Raw genomic sequence first — 17,661 nt, 5'->3', positions numbered from 1 at the left:
TTTTTACCAGTTACCTGTAGCCTGACGCTACGAGTCAACATAGCTATGCCACGGAAGCTATCATAAATCAAACCGGATTGCTATAATCAGCACAACAGCTTATCTGTAGAGCAATTCATACCCCCAGATAAGCTATGAGTCTTTTCTTAGTATGCTCCGTTGTTTTTGGGCATGATGACAACATCAATGGTTTTTAAGATGATCCATAAATCTAGCCAAAAATTCCTAAATTTGACATAGTGCAGATCTATTTGGACTCTCCGGGGGTAAGGAATATCATTACGTCCAGACACCTGCCATAATCCAGTAATTCCCGGACGGATGGTTAAAATCTGATCGATGTGACAGCCATATTTTGGTAATTCTTCCGCTACTAAAGGGCGGGGACCGACAACACTCATATCCCCTGTTAACACGTTCCAAAACTGGGGGAATTCGTCCAAGCTAGTAATTCGCAAGAAGTGACCAATTTTGGTAATACGAGGGTCTTGTTTGAGCTTAAAAGTACTGGAAAATTCTTGGCGCAACTCTGGGGATGTTTCCATCATTTGGACGAGAATTTCGTCTGCATTGCTGACCATAGTGCGGAATTTAATACAATTAAAGCGGCGATAGTTTTTACCCACTCTTTCTTGGACATAAAAAATCGGCCCTTCTGAACTGACAGCGATCAGTAAGGCCAAAATTATGTACAGCGGAAAAAACAAGATCAAGACCGACAGCGAAAAGACAATATCTAATAGTCGTTTGGCAAACTCTCCGTTTAAACCCTGAAAAGACAAACCTCTAGGTTTTACCTTTGGCGGTTTAGTTTTTTGACCACGTTTTGCTAAAGTATGCGTCGAGGCATTGGCATCTTTACGTGGGTATCGCTTGCCGGAGAGGAGTGAGCTCTGGGCAGTCATCATACTCCTTAATAATCCACACCACACATAGTCCCGATCTTAAAGCTAAAAGGCAGTGATTCTGGGGAAAAATTCCCACAAGCTTACAAAAGAAATACAAAAATCCAGACCATCACTCTCAAGAAGGTCTTTTTTCTTGACATTGATTCAAAAAATCTAGATAGCGCTCTGCGAAGACTTGTCTAGAAAACTGAGTAGAGTGTAATCGTATATACTCATAATTTAAAAAATCCTGATAAGCTTCAAACTTTTCTACTGCCTCCACTAAAGCTGCTACTGTTTGTGATCTGAAAAAGATACCTGTTCCTGTATCTACACAGGTACGAATATCCCGTACAGTTTCTAAAGCACCTCCCGCACCATAAGCAATCACCGGAGTTCCACAAGCTTGCGCTTCCACTAAGGCAATGCCAAAATCTTCACAAGCTGCATACACAAATGCTTTAGCACGAGCCATATATTTTTTTACCATATCATCGGGTTGCCATCCCAGTATTTGGATATGAGGATTTGCTATCTCACACAGCTTTTTCATTTCGGGGCCTGTACCAATTACCACCAATGGTCGTTTTAGCTGATTAAAAGCTTGAACAATCAAGGATACTTGTTTATAACTCACTAATCGGGAAACGATGAGATAAAAATCCTCTTTATCAGCTAAAAAAGGAAAGTCTTCAATATTCACTGGTGGGTAAATGACTTCTGCTTCTCGCCGATAGCAACGCCAAATCCGCCTAGCTGTATGCTGTGAGTTGGCAATGAAATAATCAACACGGTTTGCACTCAATACATCCCATTGACGTAAACTATGCAATAGATGTCTTGTCATCCACCCAATCCAGCCTTTTCCTAGTTTGCTTTGGTCTAGATAATCAAAAGTCAAGTCCCAAGCATAGCGCATTGGGCTATGACAATAACAGATGTGCAGTTGATCAGGAGTAGTCAGGATGCCTTTGGCGACTGCATGGGATGAAGACAGAATTACGTCATACTGCCGTAAATCTAATTGTTCGATTGCCAATGGTAACAAAGGCAAATATTTTTGTACACCTTTGTGGGCTAATGGGAAGTGTTGGAGAAACGTTGTACCAATCTGACGCTTGTATAGATAACTTTCAGGATTACAGGATTCAAAATCTATCAGGGCATATAAATCAGCCTCAATGTGATTTAAAATTTCTCGAACAACGAGTTCTGAACCGCCTGTGGCTTTAGGTGTCAGCCACTCATGAATGAGAGCATATTTCAAGGACACAGTTAATCTAGGGGGGGCAAAGGGTGGAATTTATTGAATTTTGACTTGATGAGTAAGTTGGGCTGTTCTTGGTTAAGCAAAAGATGTCATCCTAGCAAAAGATGTTCCGAGATGATGCGGCAACCTGATAACCTCAAAGACGAGGGTGATGAAAGCAAATAACTGACATAGGAATTGGGGGTTTATGCGAATTCTGATTATTGGTGGTACTCGGTTTATTGGTGTGTATTTGACTCAGCTACTGCTGGAAACTGGACATGACGTGGTGTTGTTTAATCGTGGTAATTCTCCAGCACCAACAGGGGTAGGACAAATTATAGGCGATCGCACTGACTCTAGCCAGTTAAAAGCTAAGTTATCATTAGAAAATTTTGATGTTATTTTTGACAATAACGGTCGGGAATTGACAGATACTCAGCCACTGGCGGAAATTTTTCAAGGACGGGTGCAGCATTTTGTCTACATGAGTTCTGCTGGAGTATATCTTAAATCTGACCAAATGCCCCATATAGAGGGTGATGCTGTCGATCCTAAGAGTCGTCACAAGGGTAAGCATGAAACGGAAGCTTACTTGCAACAATCGGGAATTCCTTTTACTTCGATTCGTCCCACCTATATTTACGGACCGAAGAACTATAACGAGTTGGAAGGCTGGTTTTTTGATAGAATTGTGCGCGATCGCCCGATTCCTATCCCCGGTAATGGAATGCATATCACCCAGCTAGGCCATGTCAAGGATTTAGTCCAAGCAATGACTCAGGTGATAGGTAACGAAAAAGCTATCCAGCAGATTTATAATATTTCTGGCGATCGTTTTGTAACTTTTGATGGTTTAGCCCGTGCTTGTGCTGTGGCTGCTGGTAAATCACCTGATGATCTTAAAATCGTCCATTATGACCCGAAAAAGTTTGATTTCGGTAAACGGAAAGCTTTTCCCATGCGAGTACAACACTTCTTTGCATCGGTGAATAAAGCGATGACAGAATTAAATTGGCAACCTGAATATGATTTAGTTTCGGGTTTAAAAGATTCTTTGGAAAATGATTACCTACCCTCTGGCCAGGATAAAACAGAAATAGATTTTTCTGTGGATGAAGAGATTTTGAAAGCTGTGTGATTAGGGTTTGGTGACTGGCAAGATGAAGCAGGGGGAGAAAAATTAATTCTTACTCCTGTTCTCCTAAGGGGAAGTAAACTACGTGCAGCGTTCTTTAGGTATTCGTCTAGCAGGACAAACGCATTTTATAAAAAATTAGAATCTGGCATTGGTTGAATGTCGTGCCAGGAGTCACGAGTCGCTTTAGCCTTAGTCATTTTCTATTCAGGATTTATGTAAGAAATATCTGCGGAGCTTATTTCTTCAAAATCTATCACTTTTCTTGATTATTTGCAGGTAGCAAATAGATAACTCCAGATATCACCGTCAAAGCAATGGATACCCAAAAGGCAGTTAATGCAAATATTTGCCAGACTGAAGATAAAGGTGCTATGAGTAGGGCTATAGCAATGATTTGACTGACTGTTTTTAGTTTTCCCCAAATATTCGCACCAGTGATAGTGGTTTGATTGACTCGCCAACCTGCGATCGCTATTTCCCGTGCTAAAATCACAAACACTCCCCAAGCAGGGATTTTTCCTAATTCTACTAATACCAATAATGGTGCTAACACCAGCAATTTATCTACTAAAGGATCAAGAAATTTACCTAATTCGCTAATTTGGTTCAGTTTTCTGGCTAAATAACCATCTAACCAATCAGTTAAAGCTGCAATTAAAAATATTGTTAAACATATCCACCTAGCTTCATTTGTAGGATTATATAAACCATAAAGTAGAAATGGTATTCCCAGAAGACGAGAGAAAGTAATCCAGTTAGGTAAAGTCATAAATAATTCAAAATTTAAACAAAATTCACAATAGATACTCTTCTGTAAGCAATACAAAATTCCCGACAGAAGGCATCTACACTTTACGGCATTATACGTCAATAAAGCGGTATAGCAGGAGGCAGGAGGCAGAGGGCAGGAGGCAGGAGGGAAAGCCTTATTATATCTAAGTTTCAAGGATTAATAATGTCCTAATTATCCTGGCTACAGCTATATTTATAGCGGTTATCGATAGCGTCAGGTACAGTTTTGACCTTTCTTTTATCTCTCCCTCACCCTCCCGTAGAAGCGAACAGGAGCAGCTTTTATTGTGGGAGAGGCTGTGAATTGTTCTCCCTTCCCTCGTTGAGAATGGGGTTAAGGAGTTAATAGGTCTGTCTGTATACTGTTACCTCACCGAATTGAAAATGGCTATAATATCAATTCACTTAATTAAAGCTACAAATGAATCTCCGCGTCTGTGCGTAAGAGCATCTGTCCATTTGTATCCACTTTAAAGTGAAACGGGATAAGGCAGGGATATTTGACATGGTTGTATTTTATTATTAGTAATTAACAAAACACTATTAGGAAAGTTAGCCATGCTGTATCACTTAGATTTTCACGTCGAATACCCAGAGGATATGACTCAACAAGAACTGTTTGCAATTTGGAGTGAGGAAGCAGATGCTGCACTACAAGCAAAAAGCGCAGGAATAGTTGTAGATTTGTGGAAATGTGTTGGAACTCGTCGGGTAATTGTGATTGTTGATGTTCCAACTCCTGACACCCTTGATCAAATTCTGCTAGATTTACCCATTATGAAAAAAAATGGTCATAAGGTGCAGGTGGAGGTAACTCCTCTGAGAAGGTATGAAGACTTTGCAGCAGATATTAAAGCTAGGTTAGAGGTTGTTTAAAAAATATTTTTATTAACATCCAATATATTGGAGACCTAACCCCAAGTCCTCTTCCATACAAGGACAAGAAGGAATCACAAGCCTCTCAAAAAATAAAAGCTGCTCCTATTCCCTCCTGCTTGTGGAAGATTTTTAGAGAGAGGTTATTGGGGGTGAGTGGTTAGGTCTCCTATGTCTTTAATTAAATCGAAAACTGCTATCTCAATAAAATTATTCCTTTGGATATACATTCATACAATAACAAGCAAAACTATCGACAGAGATAGCGTAAATTTTATTTTGCTACACCTATAATTAAAACCTTGTGAATACTTTTGAGGAATTTGACTCAATACTAGAAATATAATACACAGCAAGGTAAATAATATGTATATTGATCGAAGATTGCCACAAAAAATAGTAGCAAATACAACTGCCAATCAGTTAATTCACCGCGACGTTAAACAGAATCAAGTACAACAAGATAGCTTGAATTTCACCGATTTAGCAATATCTTTAAGTCCTCTAAGCTTTGTCTTGATTTGGGCTATTTTTCTAGTTATTTTGCAGAAAACTCGTTCTCATTTAGATAACAAGATAGTTTTTACTATCAATGGTTTACAAAAAGTACCCTGTAAAAACTGTAAGTTTTTTGCCAATAACCATTATCTTAAGTGTGCTGTGCAGCCCGATATTGTTCTCACGGAAGAGGCAATAAATTGTTCTGAATACTGCCCTAGAAAAGGTAAATTTTCTGTCAATCAATTCTTTAATTAGGGCTTGCTGAATAAATGTAAAACCTAGATAAATCAAGGGATTCAGGGGTAAAAAAGGTTAAGTTGGTGCAAGGAATAGACATTTTACCCATCAAAAACTTATCACTTTTCCGCCAAAGCAACTATTCAAAAGCTGCTTCTAATTCTTCCTCCTGACTCCTGACTCCTGACTCCTGACTCCTAACCCCTAACGGAAAGACTTTTTCAGCAAACCCTAATTAAGTCCTACCAATTCTGATGCGGGGACGCGGAGAGGGGGAGACACGGAAGAAAAAGACGCGGAGAGATTGTCCCCTTGTCCCTCTTTCTCCGTGTCCCCTTGTCCCCGTGTCTTCTTTTCCCTGTTCCCTGTTTACGAATTAGTAATTAGTTACTTTGGTGATTGATTATATTTCTCTACCAACTCCTTCACTTGAGCCATGACAAGTGGGTGTGGATCTGTTTGCAAGTGGGGGAGAATTTCTTGAATTACTCGCTGAGAAACTACACTCAGGTAAGAAATTGCTGCTTCCCTAACAAAACCTGTTGGATGGCGCAAATTTGCCAAAATTTCCGTAGTTGTGAGGCGAATATAAGCAGCTTGAGCAAAATGAAAACAACAAGCTAAACACCAATCAGAGAGTAAATTTCCCTGTTTAATTAGCTTACATAGGCGTTCATTGACTGAAATATTTTCATATTGCCAAAATCCCGCATCGACGAGATACTTGAGCTTTTCTTGTTCTGGTCGCCGATCTAAAATGTTTAGCAATAGAGACTTACAAGGCAAATTCACAGTGTGGTCTAATATCTCTAACCCTCGCGCTAGATTTACCAAAGACTGAGATTGAAGATTGAACGCTGCGGCTTGCATCTTTTCTGCTGGGTAAAGCAGTTTCAACAGGAGTAATAACCGATCTTTAACATCTAACTCTAATTCTAGAAGTGAACGTTGCAGCAACTGACCAATAGTCAAAATCTTCTCATTCTCTTGATAATATTTTAGAGAATCTAGATTTTGGAAGTCTAGGTAAGCGGCATAAATCTCACCTAACAATCGTAATTCTTGCTCAATTAAAGCTTCAACGCGACTTTCATAAAACCGATCCACAAGACTACTATTTTCGGCTTGTTGCTGAATTTTCAGTAAACTGCGGAGGATATAGTCTCTAGTCGTACCCCAGGATGTTTCCAAATATAGCCATAAAGTTTCTATTGCTTCTGGTGTGCCGATTTGAGCAATTGTCCGCCAAGCGTACATCCGCACAACTTCTGGTTTGTAAATATTTGTAGCTAGTTTCAATAGCATGGGGATGGCTTCATTTTCCAGACTCACCAAGCACTGCATAGCTGTAGTTCGAGTGGATTTGTAGTAGAGTGCTGCCAGCAGTGATGAATAGTATTCTTCTAAATGAGTAGCAGCAATCATTTCTAAGACTGCACAGCGTACTCGTAATGAGTCATCCTGCAATAAGTTGGGGAGGTGAACACGCAGCGCCTGTAAGTAAACCACTTCTCTGAGCGCTCTGACTCCATTCACCCGTTCTCGTTCTTGTTTATGGGTGAGCATCCGGCGCATAGTTGTGGTAGCTGCTGCCTGTTGCATGGGTGTTCCCTGACGCAACAGCAAGGCGGCCGCAGTGGCGCGGATCAGTGAATGGTGTCGCGGTTGCAGATACTCTTCTAGAAGGCTTAAATTGGGATTTTCCTCAGCCAGCCACACGTAACGCATCGCTAGAGCAAATACTTCTGGATCTACTGTTCCTTGGGGTTGGTCTAATAATACACGCACTTCAGGGATATACAGGGGTTTTGCACCTGCCATGAGCATGACTTCTAGGCTTTGTCCTTGTAAATCTGGGGGTAGCTTCAGTAGCAGGGGTGCTAAAACTTCTCCTGATCCTGGGAGATCAATTTGGGCTAAAAGTTCTAAACAAGAGCGTTTATCGGCTGTAGTTCCTGTTTCTACTAAAGCTTTGACTATTCCCTGCTTGAAGGCACGTAGACCTACTGTGGCGGCACTCAATCCCCCTCGTTCTGCACTTAAGACTAATACGTCAACATAGCGCGATCGCAATTCCCACACTACTTTTAAACAGGTGGCAGCTACAATCACAGTTTCGCCGATTAAGACCCACTTTTGTAGTGGTTCAGGAACAAATTTTTGGGAGATCCATATAGTTCCAAAAATGACTAATCCTGTCAAACCTGATGCGATCGCTTCTGCTGTCCCACTGGATAAGGCCTGCATTCGGCTGCGAATCCTCTCAGGTATAGGTTGATAAAGTGCTGGACCGCTACTAATTACAAAGGTATAACGCAGCAGTTCATCGCAGAATTTGAGACTGATTAAACCCCAGAAAAATCCCGGTTCTTCAATGGAAGGAAATAAGTTGAGAAGGGAAATCACCCCTGGTAATAAAAAGCCGACAGTAATTGGTAACAGTGCAGCTGTGAAAAACACACCCACTTTTTCAATCAATCGGCTGGAAATAAACCACTGGGTAACTAATTCACACAGTCCCACAATCCCACCAAAAACACCCAAAAAGCTTGCTAGTTGTTGTTCACTTAAACTGGAATTCAGTTCGCGCAGATACTGAAAATCTATTAATAGACCAATTACTTGCAACAGGGCAAAAAAGGCAAATAACTGCCAAACGTATCGCTTTAGCGGAGTTTCTAGGCGGCGGTGTCGGGAGGCTTGTTCTTCGGTGATGTGCCGTTGTGGGGTATGGGGGAAAGCGGTTGGATATTTATAAGTTAAATAAAATAAAATTCCTGAGCCTAAAAGAACGACAATACAAGCAATGAGAATAACTTTATTCAGGTTAGCGAATTTGAGTAACCAAGGTAAACTAAAGCCACTAATCACGTCGGCTACTAATATGCCACTACTGACTAATGGATAAGTACGCTTAATCTCACGAATGTTGAATAGTTGATTAGCAACAATAGAAGTGTTGAGGTCATTGACCACGTAACAGGCATCTACCCACAACCTCAGCAGAAAGATAATAATTACTGCCACATAGGGAATATTTATACTCCCATACAGAAATACTAATAGAAATAATGGCATCACCATGCCCGGAGCGATCGCTACAATCACCGCACGCAACGGAAAAACTTTTTGTAACCAAGAGTATAAAACAACTAGTCCAGCACCAGTGACTGCACTGGCAATATAAATCCAGGGTAGTTGTCCCGCACCATATTTACCTAAAAACAGTGCTACAGTGCTATCCTCAGCCCACCGCAATCCTACAGATACAATTGTGTAGAAGGCAAACATCATCCAAGTGCGTTCCACTTCTTCTGGTCGAAGATTCACCCACTTAAGCAATCGTGCCAGAACGCCTTTATTGGTAGTTAACCAGTGATTTTTTAATTCCATGCAGTTTTAATTTCTGGGGTAATCACAACGCAATGGCTAAGTAATTAGAATAACAGTAACTGAATGGCAAAAGTCCTGAACAACTGAGTATTTTCTTTCTCACTCAGGTGTCAGGACTATCGTTTTTAAATAAATTTACAAGAATTTAGACAAGAATTTAAAACTGATGAGCGCTTGGAGTCTGAAAACAACAGCCCTGATTTTCACACAGAGTCTTTTATTACCTGATGTACCCAGCGCTCAACACTATTTTGGTGAGAGGATTATTTTTTGGGAGAAATCAGCATCATCATATTTCGCCCTTCTTTCTTTGGCGCTTGCTGTACTTCACCAAATGGCTCCAAATCAGTTGCCATCCGCTTAAGCAGATCCTCTGCTAAATCACTGTGTTGGATTTCTCGACCCCGGAACATCACAGTGGCTTTGACTTTATCACCATCTTTGAGGAAGCGTTCTGCTTGCTTGACGCGCACGTTATAGTCATGTTCTTCTATTTTGTAGCGCATCTTCACTTCCTTCACATCAGCCGTGTGCTGCTTCTTCCGGGCTTCCCGCGCCTTTTTCTCCTGCTCAAATTTATATTTGCCGTAGTCCATGATTCGACATACCGGCGGATCAGCTTTGTCACTGAGTAGCACCAGATCTAGTTCTTTATCTTCTGCTAGTTGTAGCGCTTCCTGTGGAGTGATAATTCCCAGTTGTGCGCCATCAGTGTCAATGACCCGAATTTTCGGGAAGCGAATCCGTTCGTTAATTTGGGGCAGATCGCGAGTTCTTTTTTTCTCAATCACAGGCATTATGATTTTTGGGAGCTTTTTAGTTAAGGATTGGGCTTGGTCTTGGTTTACTTAGTTTTGGTTGTTATGCCCAGACAGGCAAAATACACAAATGACTCACAACTGAAAAATGAGTCTATATTCTCTAGGATAGCGAATCCATACAATAGTTGGATTGTCTGTTATATTTGTCATTCTACTCACTTTGATATAATTTCCCTACAATAGTTAATTTAAATTACATAAATTCGGCTAATATTGAGTATTATTACATTTTTGAGCAATGGCTTGACATTTTTACCAATCAACGGATAGTCCAGATATCTGGGTTAAATATATAACTACCACTTATAACTACACTGCTAAAATAGAGAAAAGAAATGTTTCCAAACTCATGAGTTGGAGGAACCTGTGACCACTGCGTTATCTTGGCAGCAGCGGGTTGGTAATCAAAGGGACTGGGTTTGGCGGGGTTGGCAAATCCGCTATACGTATATCCGTCCTCGTCAAAATCATCAAAATCAAACACCTTTAATTTTGCTACATGGGTTCGGTGCTTCCATTGGTCATTGGCGACAAAATTTAGAAGTTTTGGGCGAACATCATACAGTTTACGCTTTAGATATGCTAGGTTTTGGCGCTTCGGAAAAAGCCCCAGCTAATTACAGCGTCCAACTTTGGGTAGAACAGGTTTACGACTTTTGGAAAGCATTTATCCGTCAACCAGTAATATTGGTAGGCAATTCTAATGGTTCACTGATTTCTATGGTTGCTGCTGCTGCCCATCCTGATATGGTGCAGGGTATAGTAATGATGAGTTTGCCAGATCCAACGTTGGAACAAGAACTCCTTCCCGCTTTTTTGCACCCAGTAGTCAGAGGAATAAAAAGTATTATTGCTTCTGGTGTGATTCTGAAACCTCTTTTTAATCTGGTACGACGGCCAGGTGTACTGCGACGCTGGGCTAGTCTTGCTTATGCTAACCCAGAAGCTATCACCGACGAACTCATAGAAATTTTAGCTGGACCTCCTCAAGATAGAGGTTCTACCCTTGCTTTTATCGCTCTTTTCAAAGCTTCAATTGGCGTAAACTTTAGTCCCAGTGTCAAGAAAACATTACCAAACTTAACAATTCCTATGTTATTGATTTGGGGAAAAAAAGATCGATTTGTTCCCCCAATTTTGGCTAGTGAATTTGCTCGATATAACGATAAATTAGAACTGCTGCATTTAGAAGATGTTGGTCACTGTCCCCATGATGAAGCACCAGAACAGGTTAACAAGGTGATTTTGAATTGGATTGAGAAGAATAGGTGACAGGCGGAGCAACGCGATTTTGTGAGATCATCATAAAAACAGAAGGGGGCAGGGGGCAGGGAGCAGGGGGAATGGAAAAAGAACCAATCAAAAGTCATGAAGACCTAGAAGTATACAAAATGGCATTTGATGTCGCCATGAAAATCTTTGAATTGTCAAAGAAGTTTCCCATAGAGGAAAGATATTCATTGACTGACCAAATTCGTAGATCATCACGCTCTGTTTGTGCAAATCTTGCAGAAGCATGGAGAAAGCGTCGTTATGAGGCGGCTTTTATCGCTAAATTGAATGATTCAGAAGCTGAAGCAGCAGAAACTCAGACTTGGCTTAAATTTGCTGTGAAATGTAGTTATTTAGATGTTGATACAGGCAGAGAACTTTATGGAACTTACAACCGAGTTTTAGGCATTCTAGTAACTATAATCAACAATCCATCTCCCTGGCTTATAAAACGCTAATTTCTAATCCCCCTGCTCCCTGCTCCCTGCTCCCTGCTCCCTGCTCCCTGCTCCCTGCTCCCTGCTCCCTGCTCCCTGCTCCCTGCTCCCTGCCCAAACGAAGGAATCTCACTTTTTCACATCGCTCCCGGTGACAGGTTAGATGGAAATTTTCACGATTACGAATACACTAGCCAACTGTAACTTGATCAGTGTTTACACCCGTAGCACCATTTACGGAACCAGCTACAGCAATCATCTTGTTGAGAATATCCTGACTAGGAACTTTACCTTTTAGTACCACAGTGCTGCTCGTTTGAGCAACCCAGAGAGTATCAACGTCATCAAGTTGGGGATCTTCGTCAAACGCCAATGCTACTCGTTTGGCTAAACCGCTTTGGTCATATTCTCCATTTAATCCTAGACGTTCTGGAGCAATGCTTTGGGTAGCAGTAGCTGCACCTTGTGGTACTGGTTGAGGAGTCGGATTTACTTGTGCATTTTCCGATTTTTCCATGCCAAAAAGTCTTTTTAACCAACCCATAACAATTTTTCTCTTACTTCAAGGTTTATACACCTCAAGTATAAACTCTTGAAGAAAAAGTAACATCTACCCCTGAAAGGATATTTACTAACCAATATTTCTACTAAGGGTATGATTTATGTCCGATTTTTATATATGTCACGTCTGTGATATTAAGTGTTTATCACAAATTCATATTCAATAACCGCAAAAACACGGTTTACTCTATAAATTAAATACATTAGGATTATAGCCATGTTTAAACCTGTCTGTATGAGAAATAATAGGGATTTAGCATTAATAAACCCCTAAAGTTCACAATGCGACAGGAAATAAAGCTTTGTTATCAGGTGAAAACAAAAAAAATATGTTGAATAACTCTTTAATCAATCAAACCACCACAGTTGTCTTTATTGATTCTTCCGTTTCCGACTACCAAACCCTACAGACAGGAGTTGTGGAAGGAGTAAAATCGGTCATTCTTTCCCCAAATCGAGACGGAATTGAGGAAATTACCGAATTTTTACAACAAAATCCTCAAATTAGCACAGTACATATCGTTTCCCACGGTTCTCCGGGATGTTTGTATTTAGGAAATAGTCAACTGAATTTAGATAACATCAGTAAATATGCTGACTTATTGCAGCGTTGGCAAAGCCAGAATATATTACTCTACGGCTGTAACGTCGCTGCGGGGGATGCTGGGGAAGAATTTATTAGAAAATTACATGAGATTACCAACGCAACCATTAGCGCGTCAGTAACAAAAACGGGAAATGCAGCATTAGGGGGAAATTGGGAGTTAGAAGTTAATATTCCCGTTACAGATGTAGAGACGTTACATGAAACATCTCTACCTTATTTGTCGGATATTGTTTTTCGTGCAGACACTCTCAACACCTATCAGGGAGTATTCGCACCCACATTAGTCGGCGTGTGGGATCGTTTAAGCTATGCTAATGCTGTGACAGTTGTAGGCTACTTTATCTGGTACGTCTGGCTTTGTTGGTGCTGATGTGAATGTCAACCTGTTTGGTGCTAATTTCTTGTTTAGTTAATTAGTGGTTGATGATTTTGGTGGGTTACGCTTTTGCTAACCCACCCTACGCTTAGGGTTTATAGAATTTTCATCTTCATCCTGTTCATCCTTAAATCCTGTTCATCCTGATATGGCTTGCGCCACGCTACGCTATCAGACATCTTCCGTAAATGTGAACCTGACGCTTAGAGAGGAAGAGCAGTGTTGACATGGAGTTTTAAATGTGTTATGATAAATTTGATAAGGAAGAATTATCATAAAATAAAACTAAGATAATTAAGATCATACTTAATCGTTTGATTACATCAGGTCGGGGTTTAGCAGCTACGCAACAGTGGTGTCAACTGAGAACAAACCCGCCCGGAACTCAAGTTCCGGTCTAAAAGCTAAAGTGCGTTAAAACGCACTCTGGTTAACTCAAAATCAAAAATTATCCTCTTGATGCCAAAATAGTCGGTTTAAACCGACTTTAGCTTTTAGACAGGGAATTTATTCCCTGGCTTTAAGGAACATCGATTTACATTAAGTTGACACCTATGTTGCGTAGCTGCTAAACCCCTACAAAATATGTGGTTTTGACTTTTATATATTATGTTCGTTTAATTACTTATTAAAAACTCACCGCACGGTTCCATAACTATAAGTCTTTAACCGAACACGATATAACTTATGTACACCTCCACCTTCCCAGAAACCCTCCGTCACCGTCGCCAAAAACTAGCCACCCTGATTGATTTTCCGGCAATTCTTTGGTCTGGTAGTAGCAGTCCCCGCAACTTCCTCGCTAATACCTTTCCCTTTCGCGCCAATAGCCATTTCCTCTATTTCGCCGGAATTCCTCTGCAAAACGCCGCTATTCGCCTAGAAAGTAGCAATCTACAACTATTTATAGATGACCCCCACCCCAGCAGCGCCCTGTGGCATGGAGAAATGCCAACCCGTGAAGAAATCGCCGCAACAATAGGCGCAGATGATGCCAGACCAATGGCAGAATTAAAAGATTATTTAGAAAATGCTGCTACTCTTCCTGTTCAAGATGCTGCCACTTGGACACAGCAAACACAACTTTTAGATAGATGGGTGTTACCGAAAAATCAACTTGCAGGAATTGATTTAGAACTAGCTAAAGCTATTGTTTCCTTACGTCTCACCCACGATGCAGCGGCGTTAGTAGAATTACGTAAAGCAGCGGCTGTGAGTGTAGAAGCACACAAAGCGGGAATGGCTGCTACACCTCAAGCTAAACTAGAAGCAGAAGTCCGCGCCGCAATGGAAGCAGTAATTATGAGTCAAAATATGACCACTGCTTACACTAGTATTGTGACAGTACATGGCGAAGTTTTACACAATGGGCATTATTACAACTCCCTGCAACCAGGGGATTTACTCCTAGCTGATGTCGGTGCAGAAACTGAGACAGGTTGGGCTGCGGATATTACCCGTACATATCCAGTTTCTGGTAAATTTTCATCTACCCAAAGAGATATTTATGATATTGTTTTAGCCGCCCATGATGCTTGTATTGAAAATATCGCCCCTGGTGTGGAATATGCAGAAATTCATCTGTTAGCGGCGACTGTGATTGCTGAAGGTTTGGTAGATTTGGGGATTTTACAAGGTAAGCCAAAAGATTTAGTAAAAATGGATGTTCATGCGCTGTTTTTTCCCCACGGAATTGGACATCTTTTGGGTTTAGATGTTCATGATATGGAAGATTTGGGCGATGTAGCCGGGTATGATGAAGGCAGAACAAGGAGCGATCGCTTCGGTTTAAGTTATCTGCGGTTAAATCGTCCCCTACGTCCGGGAATGTTAGTCACCATTGAACCTGGATTTTACCAAGTTCCAGCCATTCTCAATGATCCGAAAACTCGTTCTCAATATCAATATTTAGTCAATTGGGAAAGACTAGAACAATTTGCCGACGTACGTGGAATCCGCATAGAAGATGATGTATTAGTTACAGAAATAGGTAGGGAAGTTTTAACCGCTGATTTACCAAATCAAGCTAGTGCTGTCGAAGACTTGCTAGTTAGTTAAACTAAATCGTGAGACAAATTCAAAGTTATCAGGAGCAAGCCCATGCGATCGCTACTCGCCGCATTTATGATCAGCTTAGGACTATCGCCATTCTTAGCTCAAGCACAGCAACCAGTTGCAGATCCCAAAGTTGCCGCAATGGTAGAAGCACTGCGACTAGCTGCACCCCAGACCAACAATCCCAATGATGGATATTATAGTGAATGGCAAGTCAAACCAGACACTCTCAAAGGTTGGTCAAAAACTTGTCTGAAAAAAGAATTAACACCAACTCAGTTTGAAAATAACCCCAAAATAGCCCGTCAAGTTATCTCCTGCATCACACAACGGGAGTTAAATAATCAAATTCAAACTACAAAAAATAACGAAACCGCTGCTGTGCGTGGAGTCGCTTGTTGGTGGATGACTGGTAATTATACAGGCTGTGACAAAGGTTTTACTGCTGACTACGTTAAAAAAGTTGTCCGTTTTTATCAACAGGAACGTTCAAAACCAGCAGTCAATCAATCAAAAAAAGGCAGTTCTTAAATAATTCGTAATTTGTAATTAATTTTTGTGACGGGGATTTAGACCCACGGTACTCGGTTAAAAAACAGGACTTACGAAAAAAACCTTTCAAACCCTCTTTCCTTCGCGTTCTTTGCGTCTTCGCGGTTCAATAGTTCATGATTCGTGCGTAAATCCTGTAAATATTGAACATTGATGCATGGGTACTTACTTTTCCTCCCCCTGCTCCCTGCCCCCTGCCCCACATTAACAAGAGTTAGCTATTTCATCATAGATATAGGCATACCCTTGCTACACTCGCCATGAAAACTACTAAGCTGGTAAAGAGCATCCTTTTCTGAATCGCACCCAGCAGCAATTCAGACTCCCCCATTGACTAACTACGTTGTAACTGAATTATGTTTGATGCACTGTCTGACCGTTTAGAGTCCGCCTGGAAAAAACTGCGGGGACAAGATAAAATCTCTCAATCCAACATTCAAGACGCTTTGCGGGAAGTGCGCCGCGCCTTGTTGGAAGCAGATGTCAACCTCCAAGTCGTTAAAGATTTTATTACCGAAGTTGAAACCAAAGCTCAAGGAGCCGAGGTAATTGCAGGCGTGCGTCCTGACCAACAGTTTATCAAAATTGTTTACGATGAACTGGTGCAGGTAATGGGGGAAGAAAATGTTCCCCTGGCAGAAGTTGAGGGTAAAACCACTGTCGTCCTCATGGCTGGTTTACAAGGTACTGGTAAAACCACCGCTACCGCTAAATTAGCTTTACATTTACGGAAATTAGAGCGTAGTTGCTTGTTAGTCGCCACAGACATATATCGTCCCGCAGCTATTGACCAGCTAATCACACTCGGTAAGCAAATTGATGTACCAGTATTTGAATTAGGTAGCGACGCAGATCCTGTAGAAATTGCCCGCCAAGGTGTGGAACGCGCCAGGGCTGAAGGGATAAATACAGTCATTATTGATACCGCCGGTCGGTTACAAATTGACCAAGAGATGATGGCGGAATTAGCCCGGATAAAGTCAACAGTCCAACCAGATGAAACCCTCTTGGTTGTTGACTCAATGACTGGTCAAGAGGCTGCAAATCTCACCCGCACCTTCCATGTTCAAATTGGGATTACTGGGGCAATCCTGACCAAAATGGATGGTGATAGCCGGGGTGGTGCAGCCTTGTCAGTACGCCAAATTTCCGGTGCGCCGATTAAGTTTGTCGGTGTCGGTGAAAAAGTCGAGGCGCTGCAACCGTTTTATCCTGACCGGATGGCTTCCCGGATTCTCGGTATGGGAGACGTTCTGACTTTAGTAGAAAAAGCCCAGGAAGAAATAGACTTGGCCGATGCCGAGCAAATGCAAGAGAAAATTTTGTCGGCGAAGTTCGACTTTACAGATTTTCTCAAACAGATGCGTTTGTTGAAAAATATGGGTTCTTTGGGTGGGATCATGAAGATGATTCCGGGCATGGGCAAGCTTTCCGATGACCAGTTAAAGCAAGGGGAAACCCAGCTAAAACGCTGTGAAGCCATGATTAATTCCATGACTGGCCAAGAACGGCGTGATCCAGATTTATTATCTAGTTCTCCCAGTCGGCGGCGGCGAATTGCTTCGGGTTCAGGCTATAGAGAAGCAGATGTCAGCAAATTGGTAGCTGATTTCCAAAAAATGCGATCGCTCATGCAACAAATGGGTCAAGGCAATTTCCCCGGTATGCCAGGAATGTTCGGCGGCGGCGGCAACCCCTTAGCCGCAGGCAATCGCCCTTCCCCAGGTTGGCGCGGTTATCCCGGTGGCGCACTACCCGCCCAAAAGAAAAAGAAAGAGAAAAAGAAAAAAGGCTTTGGCACTCTTTAGGCGAGAGGGAATAGGGAATAGGAAAGAGGGAACAGGAGAAATTAACGTTCAACCTCTTGCCTCTTGGCTTTTGCCTTCTTCCACTGACAACGTGCT

15 protein-coding genes are annotated in these 17,661 nt (G+C 41.5%); 9 read left to right on the top strand and 6 right to left on the bottom strand.

What is annotated here, in order from left to right:
* Positions 1-146 precede the first annotated feature (146 nt).
* Entirely contained in the window at positions 147-905 is a 759-nt protein-coding gene (locus H6G68_RS14120; RefSeq protein ID WP_127053638.1) for an undecaprenyl-phosphate galactose phosphotransferase family protein, read from the bottom strand.
* Between the two features lie 118 nt (positions 906-1,023).
* Positions 1,024-2,160 carry a glycosyltransferase gene (locus H6G68_RS14115; protein WP_127053560.1) on the bottom strand — a complete coding sequence of 379 codons (1,137 nt, stop codon included), beginning with the start codon at positions 2,158-2,160 and terminating at the stop codon, positions 1,024-1,026.
* 184 nt (positions 2,161-2,344) lie between these two features.
* On the opposite strand from H6G68_RS14115, the gene H6G68_RS14110 reads away from it, so the two are divergent.
* A complete protein-coding gene (locus tag H6G68_RS14110; protein ID WP_190907208.1) occupies positions 2,345-3,277 on the top strand; it encodes an NAD-dependent epimerase/dehydratase family protein in 933 nt (310 codons plus the stop codon).
* Between the two features lie 253 nt (positions 3,278-3,530).
* On the opposite strand, the gene pgsA is transcribed toward H6G68_RS14110, so the two are convergent.
* Positions 3,531-4,046 (bottom strand): CDP-diacylglycerol--glycerol-3-phosphate 3-phosphatidyltransferase, encoded by a 516-nt coding sequence (gene pgsA / locus H6G68_RS14105; protein WP_190907207.1) that lies wholly within the window; start codon positions 4,044-4,046, stop codon positions 3,531-3,533.
* Between the two features lie 581 nt (positions 4,047-4,627).
* On the opposite strand from pgsA, the gene H6G68_RS14100 reads away from it, so the two are divergent.
* Positions 4,628-4,945 (top strand): muconolactone Delta-isomerase, encoded by a 318-nt coding sequence (locus tag H6G68_RS14100; RefSeq protein ID WP_127053557.1) that lies wholly within the window; start codon positions 4,628-4,630, stop codon positions 4,943-4,945.
* 366 nt (positions 4,946-5,311) lie between these two features.
* The gene (locus H6G68_RS14095; RefSeq protein ID WP_127053556.1) at positions 5,312-5,701 is read left to right on the top strand and encodes a hypothetical protein; all 390 of its coding nucleotides are present in this window, start codon (positions 5,312-5,314) and stop codon (positions 5,699-5,701) included.
* 369 nt (positions 5,702-6,070) lie between these two features.
* Here the strand turns inward: H6G68_RS14095 and H6G68_RS14090 are convergent, their stop codons facing one another.
* Together H6G68_RS14090 and infC are read right to left on the bottom strand one after the other, a co-directional pair.
* Positions 6,071-9,076 carry an MFS transporter gene (locus H6G68_RS14090; RefSeq protein ID WP_190907206.1) on the bottom strand — a complete coding sequence of 1,002 codons (3,006 nt, stop codon included), beginning with the start codon at positions 9,074-9,076 and terminating at the stop codon, positions 6,071-6,073.
* Between the two features lie 263 nt (positions 9,077-9,339).
* On the bottom strand, positions 9,340-9,873 hold the full coding sequence (gene infC / locus H6G68_RS14085; RefSeq protein WP_127053554.1) for a translation initiation factor IF-3: 534 nt from the start codon (positions 9,871-9,873) through the stop codon (positions 9,340-9,342).
* 390 nt (positions 9,874-10,263) lie between these two features.
* On the opposite strand from infC, the gene H6G68_RS14080 reads away from it, so the two are divergent.
* Positions 10,264-11,169, top strand: coding sequence for an alpha/beta fold hydrolase (locus H6G68_RS14080; protein WP_190907205.1), 906 nt, complete (start codon positions 10,264-10,266; stop codon positions 11,167-11,169).
* A gap of 71 nt (positions 11,170-11,240) precedes the next feature.
* The gene (locus tag H6G68_RS14075; protein ID WP_190907204.1) at positions 11,241-11,627 is read left to right on the top strand and encodes a four helix bundle protein; all 387 of its coding nucleotides are present in this window, start codon (positions 11,241-11,243) and stop codon (positions 11,625-11,627) included.
* Positions 11,628-11,796: 169 nt separating this feature from the next.
* Here the strand turns inward: H6G68_RS14075 and H6G68_RS14070 are convergent, their stop codons facing one another.
* Entirely contained in the window at positions 11,797-12,150 is a 354-nt protein-coding gene (locus H6G68_RS14070; RefSeq protein WP_190907203.1) for a BON domain-containing protein, read from the bottom strand.
* A gap of 346 nt (positions 12,151-12,496) precedes the next feature.
* On the opposite strand from H6G68_RS14070, the gene H6G68_RS14065 reads away from it, so the two are divergent.
* From H6G68_RS14065 to ffh, 4 genes are all read left to right on the top strand, one after another.
* A complete protein-coding gene (locus H6G68_RS14065; RefSeq protein ID WP_242045261.1) occupies positions 12,497-13,144 on the top strand; it encodes a DUF4347 domain-containing protein in 648 nt (215 codons plus the stop codon).
* Between the two features lie 693 nt (positions 13,145-13,837).
* Positions 13,838-15,208, top strand: coding sequence for an aminopeptidase P family protein (locus H6G68_RS14060; RefSeq protein WP_190907202.1), 1,371 nt, complete (start codon positions 13,838-13,840; stop codon positions 15,206-15,208).
* A gap of 42 nt (positions 15,209-15,250) precedes the next feature.
* Complete coding sequence (locus tag H6G68_RS14055) at positions 15,251-15,736, top strand: hypothetical protein (protein WP_190907201.1); 486 nt, start codon at positions 15,251-15,253, stop codon at positions 15,734-15,736.
* 377 nt (positions 15,737-16,113) lie between these two features.
* Positions 16,114-17,565: a signal recognition particle protein gene (ffh, locus tag H6G68_RS14050; protein WP_190907200.1), complete on the top strand. Its 1,452-nt coding sequence runs from the start codon at positions 16,114-16,116 to the stop codon at positions 17,563-17,565.
* Positions 17,566-17,661: the final 96 nt, after the last annotated feature.

It is taken from the genome of Anabaena catenula FACHB-362 (genome assembly GCF_014698735.1).
GTDB classification, from domain to species: domain Bacteria; phylum Cyanobacteriota; class Cyanobacteriia; order Cyanobacteriales; family Nostocaceae; genus Anabaena; species Anabaena variabilis_A.
This window is presented reverse-complemented; position numbering and strand designations above follow the sequence as displayed.

Bases quoted from the DNA above. Each gene is read 5' to 3' on its own strand.
- H6G68_RS14100 (WP_127053557.1), top strand. From the start codon at position 4,628: ATGCTGTATCACTTAGATTTTCACGTCGAATACCCAGAGGATATGACT.
- H6G68_RS14055 (WP_190907201.1), top strand. From the start codon at position 15,251: ATGCGATCGCTACTCGCCGCATTTATGATCAGCTTAGGACTATCGCCA.
- H6G68_RS14120 (WP_127053638.1), bottom strand. From the start codon at position 905: ATGACTGCCCAGAGCTCACTCCTCTCCGGCAAGCGATACCCACGTAAA.
- H6G68_RS14110 (WP_190907208.1), top strand. From the start codon at position 2,345: ATGCGAATTCTGATTATTGGTGGTACTCGGTTTATTGGTGTGTATTTG.
- H6G68_RS14075 (WP_190907204.1), top strand. From the start codon at position 11,241: ATGGAAAAAGAACCAATCAAAAGTCATGAAGACCTAGAAGTATACAAA.
- H6G68_RS14090 (WP_190907206.1), bottom strand. From the start codon at position 9,076: ATGGAATTAAAAAATCACTGGTTAACTACCAATAAAGGCGTTCTGGCA.
- H6G68_RS14070 (WP_190907203.1), bottom strand. From the start codon at position 12,150: ATGGGTTGGTTAAAAAGACTTTTTGGCATGGAAAAATCGGAAAATGCA.
- H6G68_RS14060 (WP_190907202.1), top strand. From the start codon at position 13,838: ATGTACACCTCCACCTTCCCAGAAACCCTCCGTCACCGTCGCCAAAAA.
- infC (WP_127053554.1), bottom strand. From the start codon at position 9,873: ATGCCTGTGATTGAGAAAAAAAGAACTCGCGATCTGCCCCAAATTAAC.
- H6G68_RS14095 (WP_127053556.1), top strand. From the start codon at position 5,312: ATGTATATTGATCGAAGATTGCCACAAAAAATAGTAGCAAATACAACT.
- pgsA (WP_190907207.1), bottom strand. From the start codon at position 4,046: ATGACTTTACCTAACTGGATTACTTTCTCTCGTCTTCTGGGAATACCA.
- ffh (WP_190907200.1), top strand. From the start codon at position 16,114: ATGTTTGATGCACTGTCTGACCGTTTAGAGTCCGCCTGGAAAAAACTG.
- H6G68_RS14065 (WP_242045261.1), top strand. From the start codon at position 12,497: ATGTTGAATAACTCTTTAATCAATCAAACCACCACAGTTGTCTTTATT.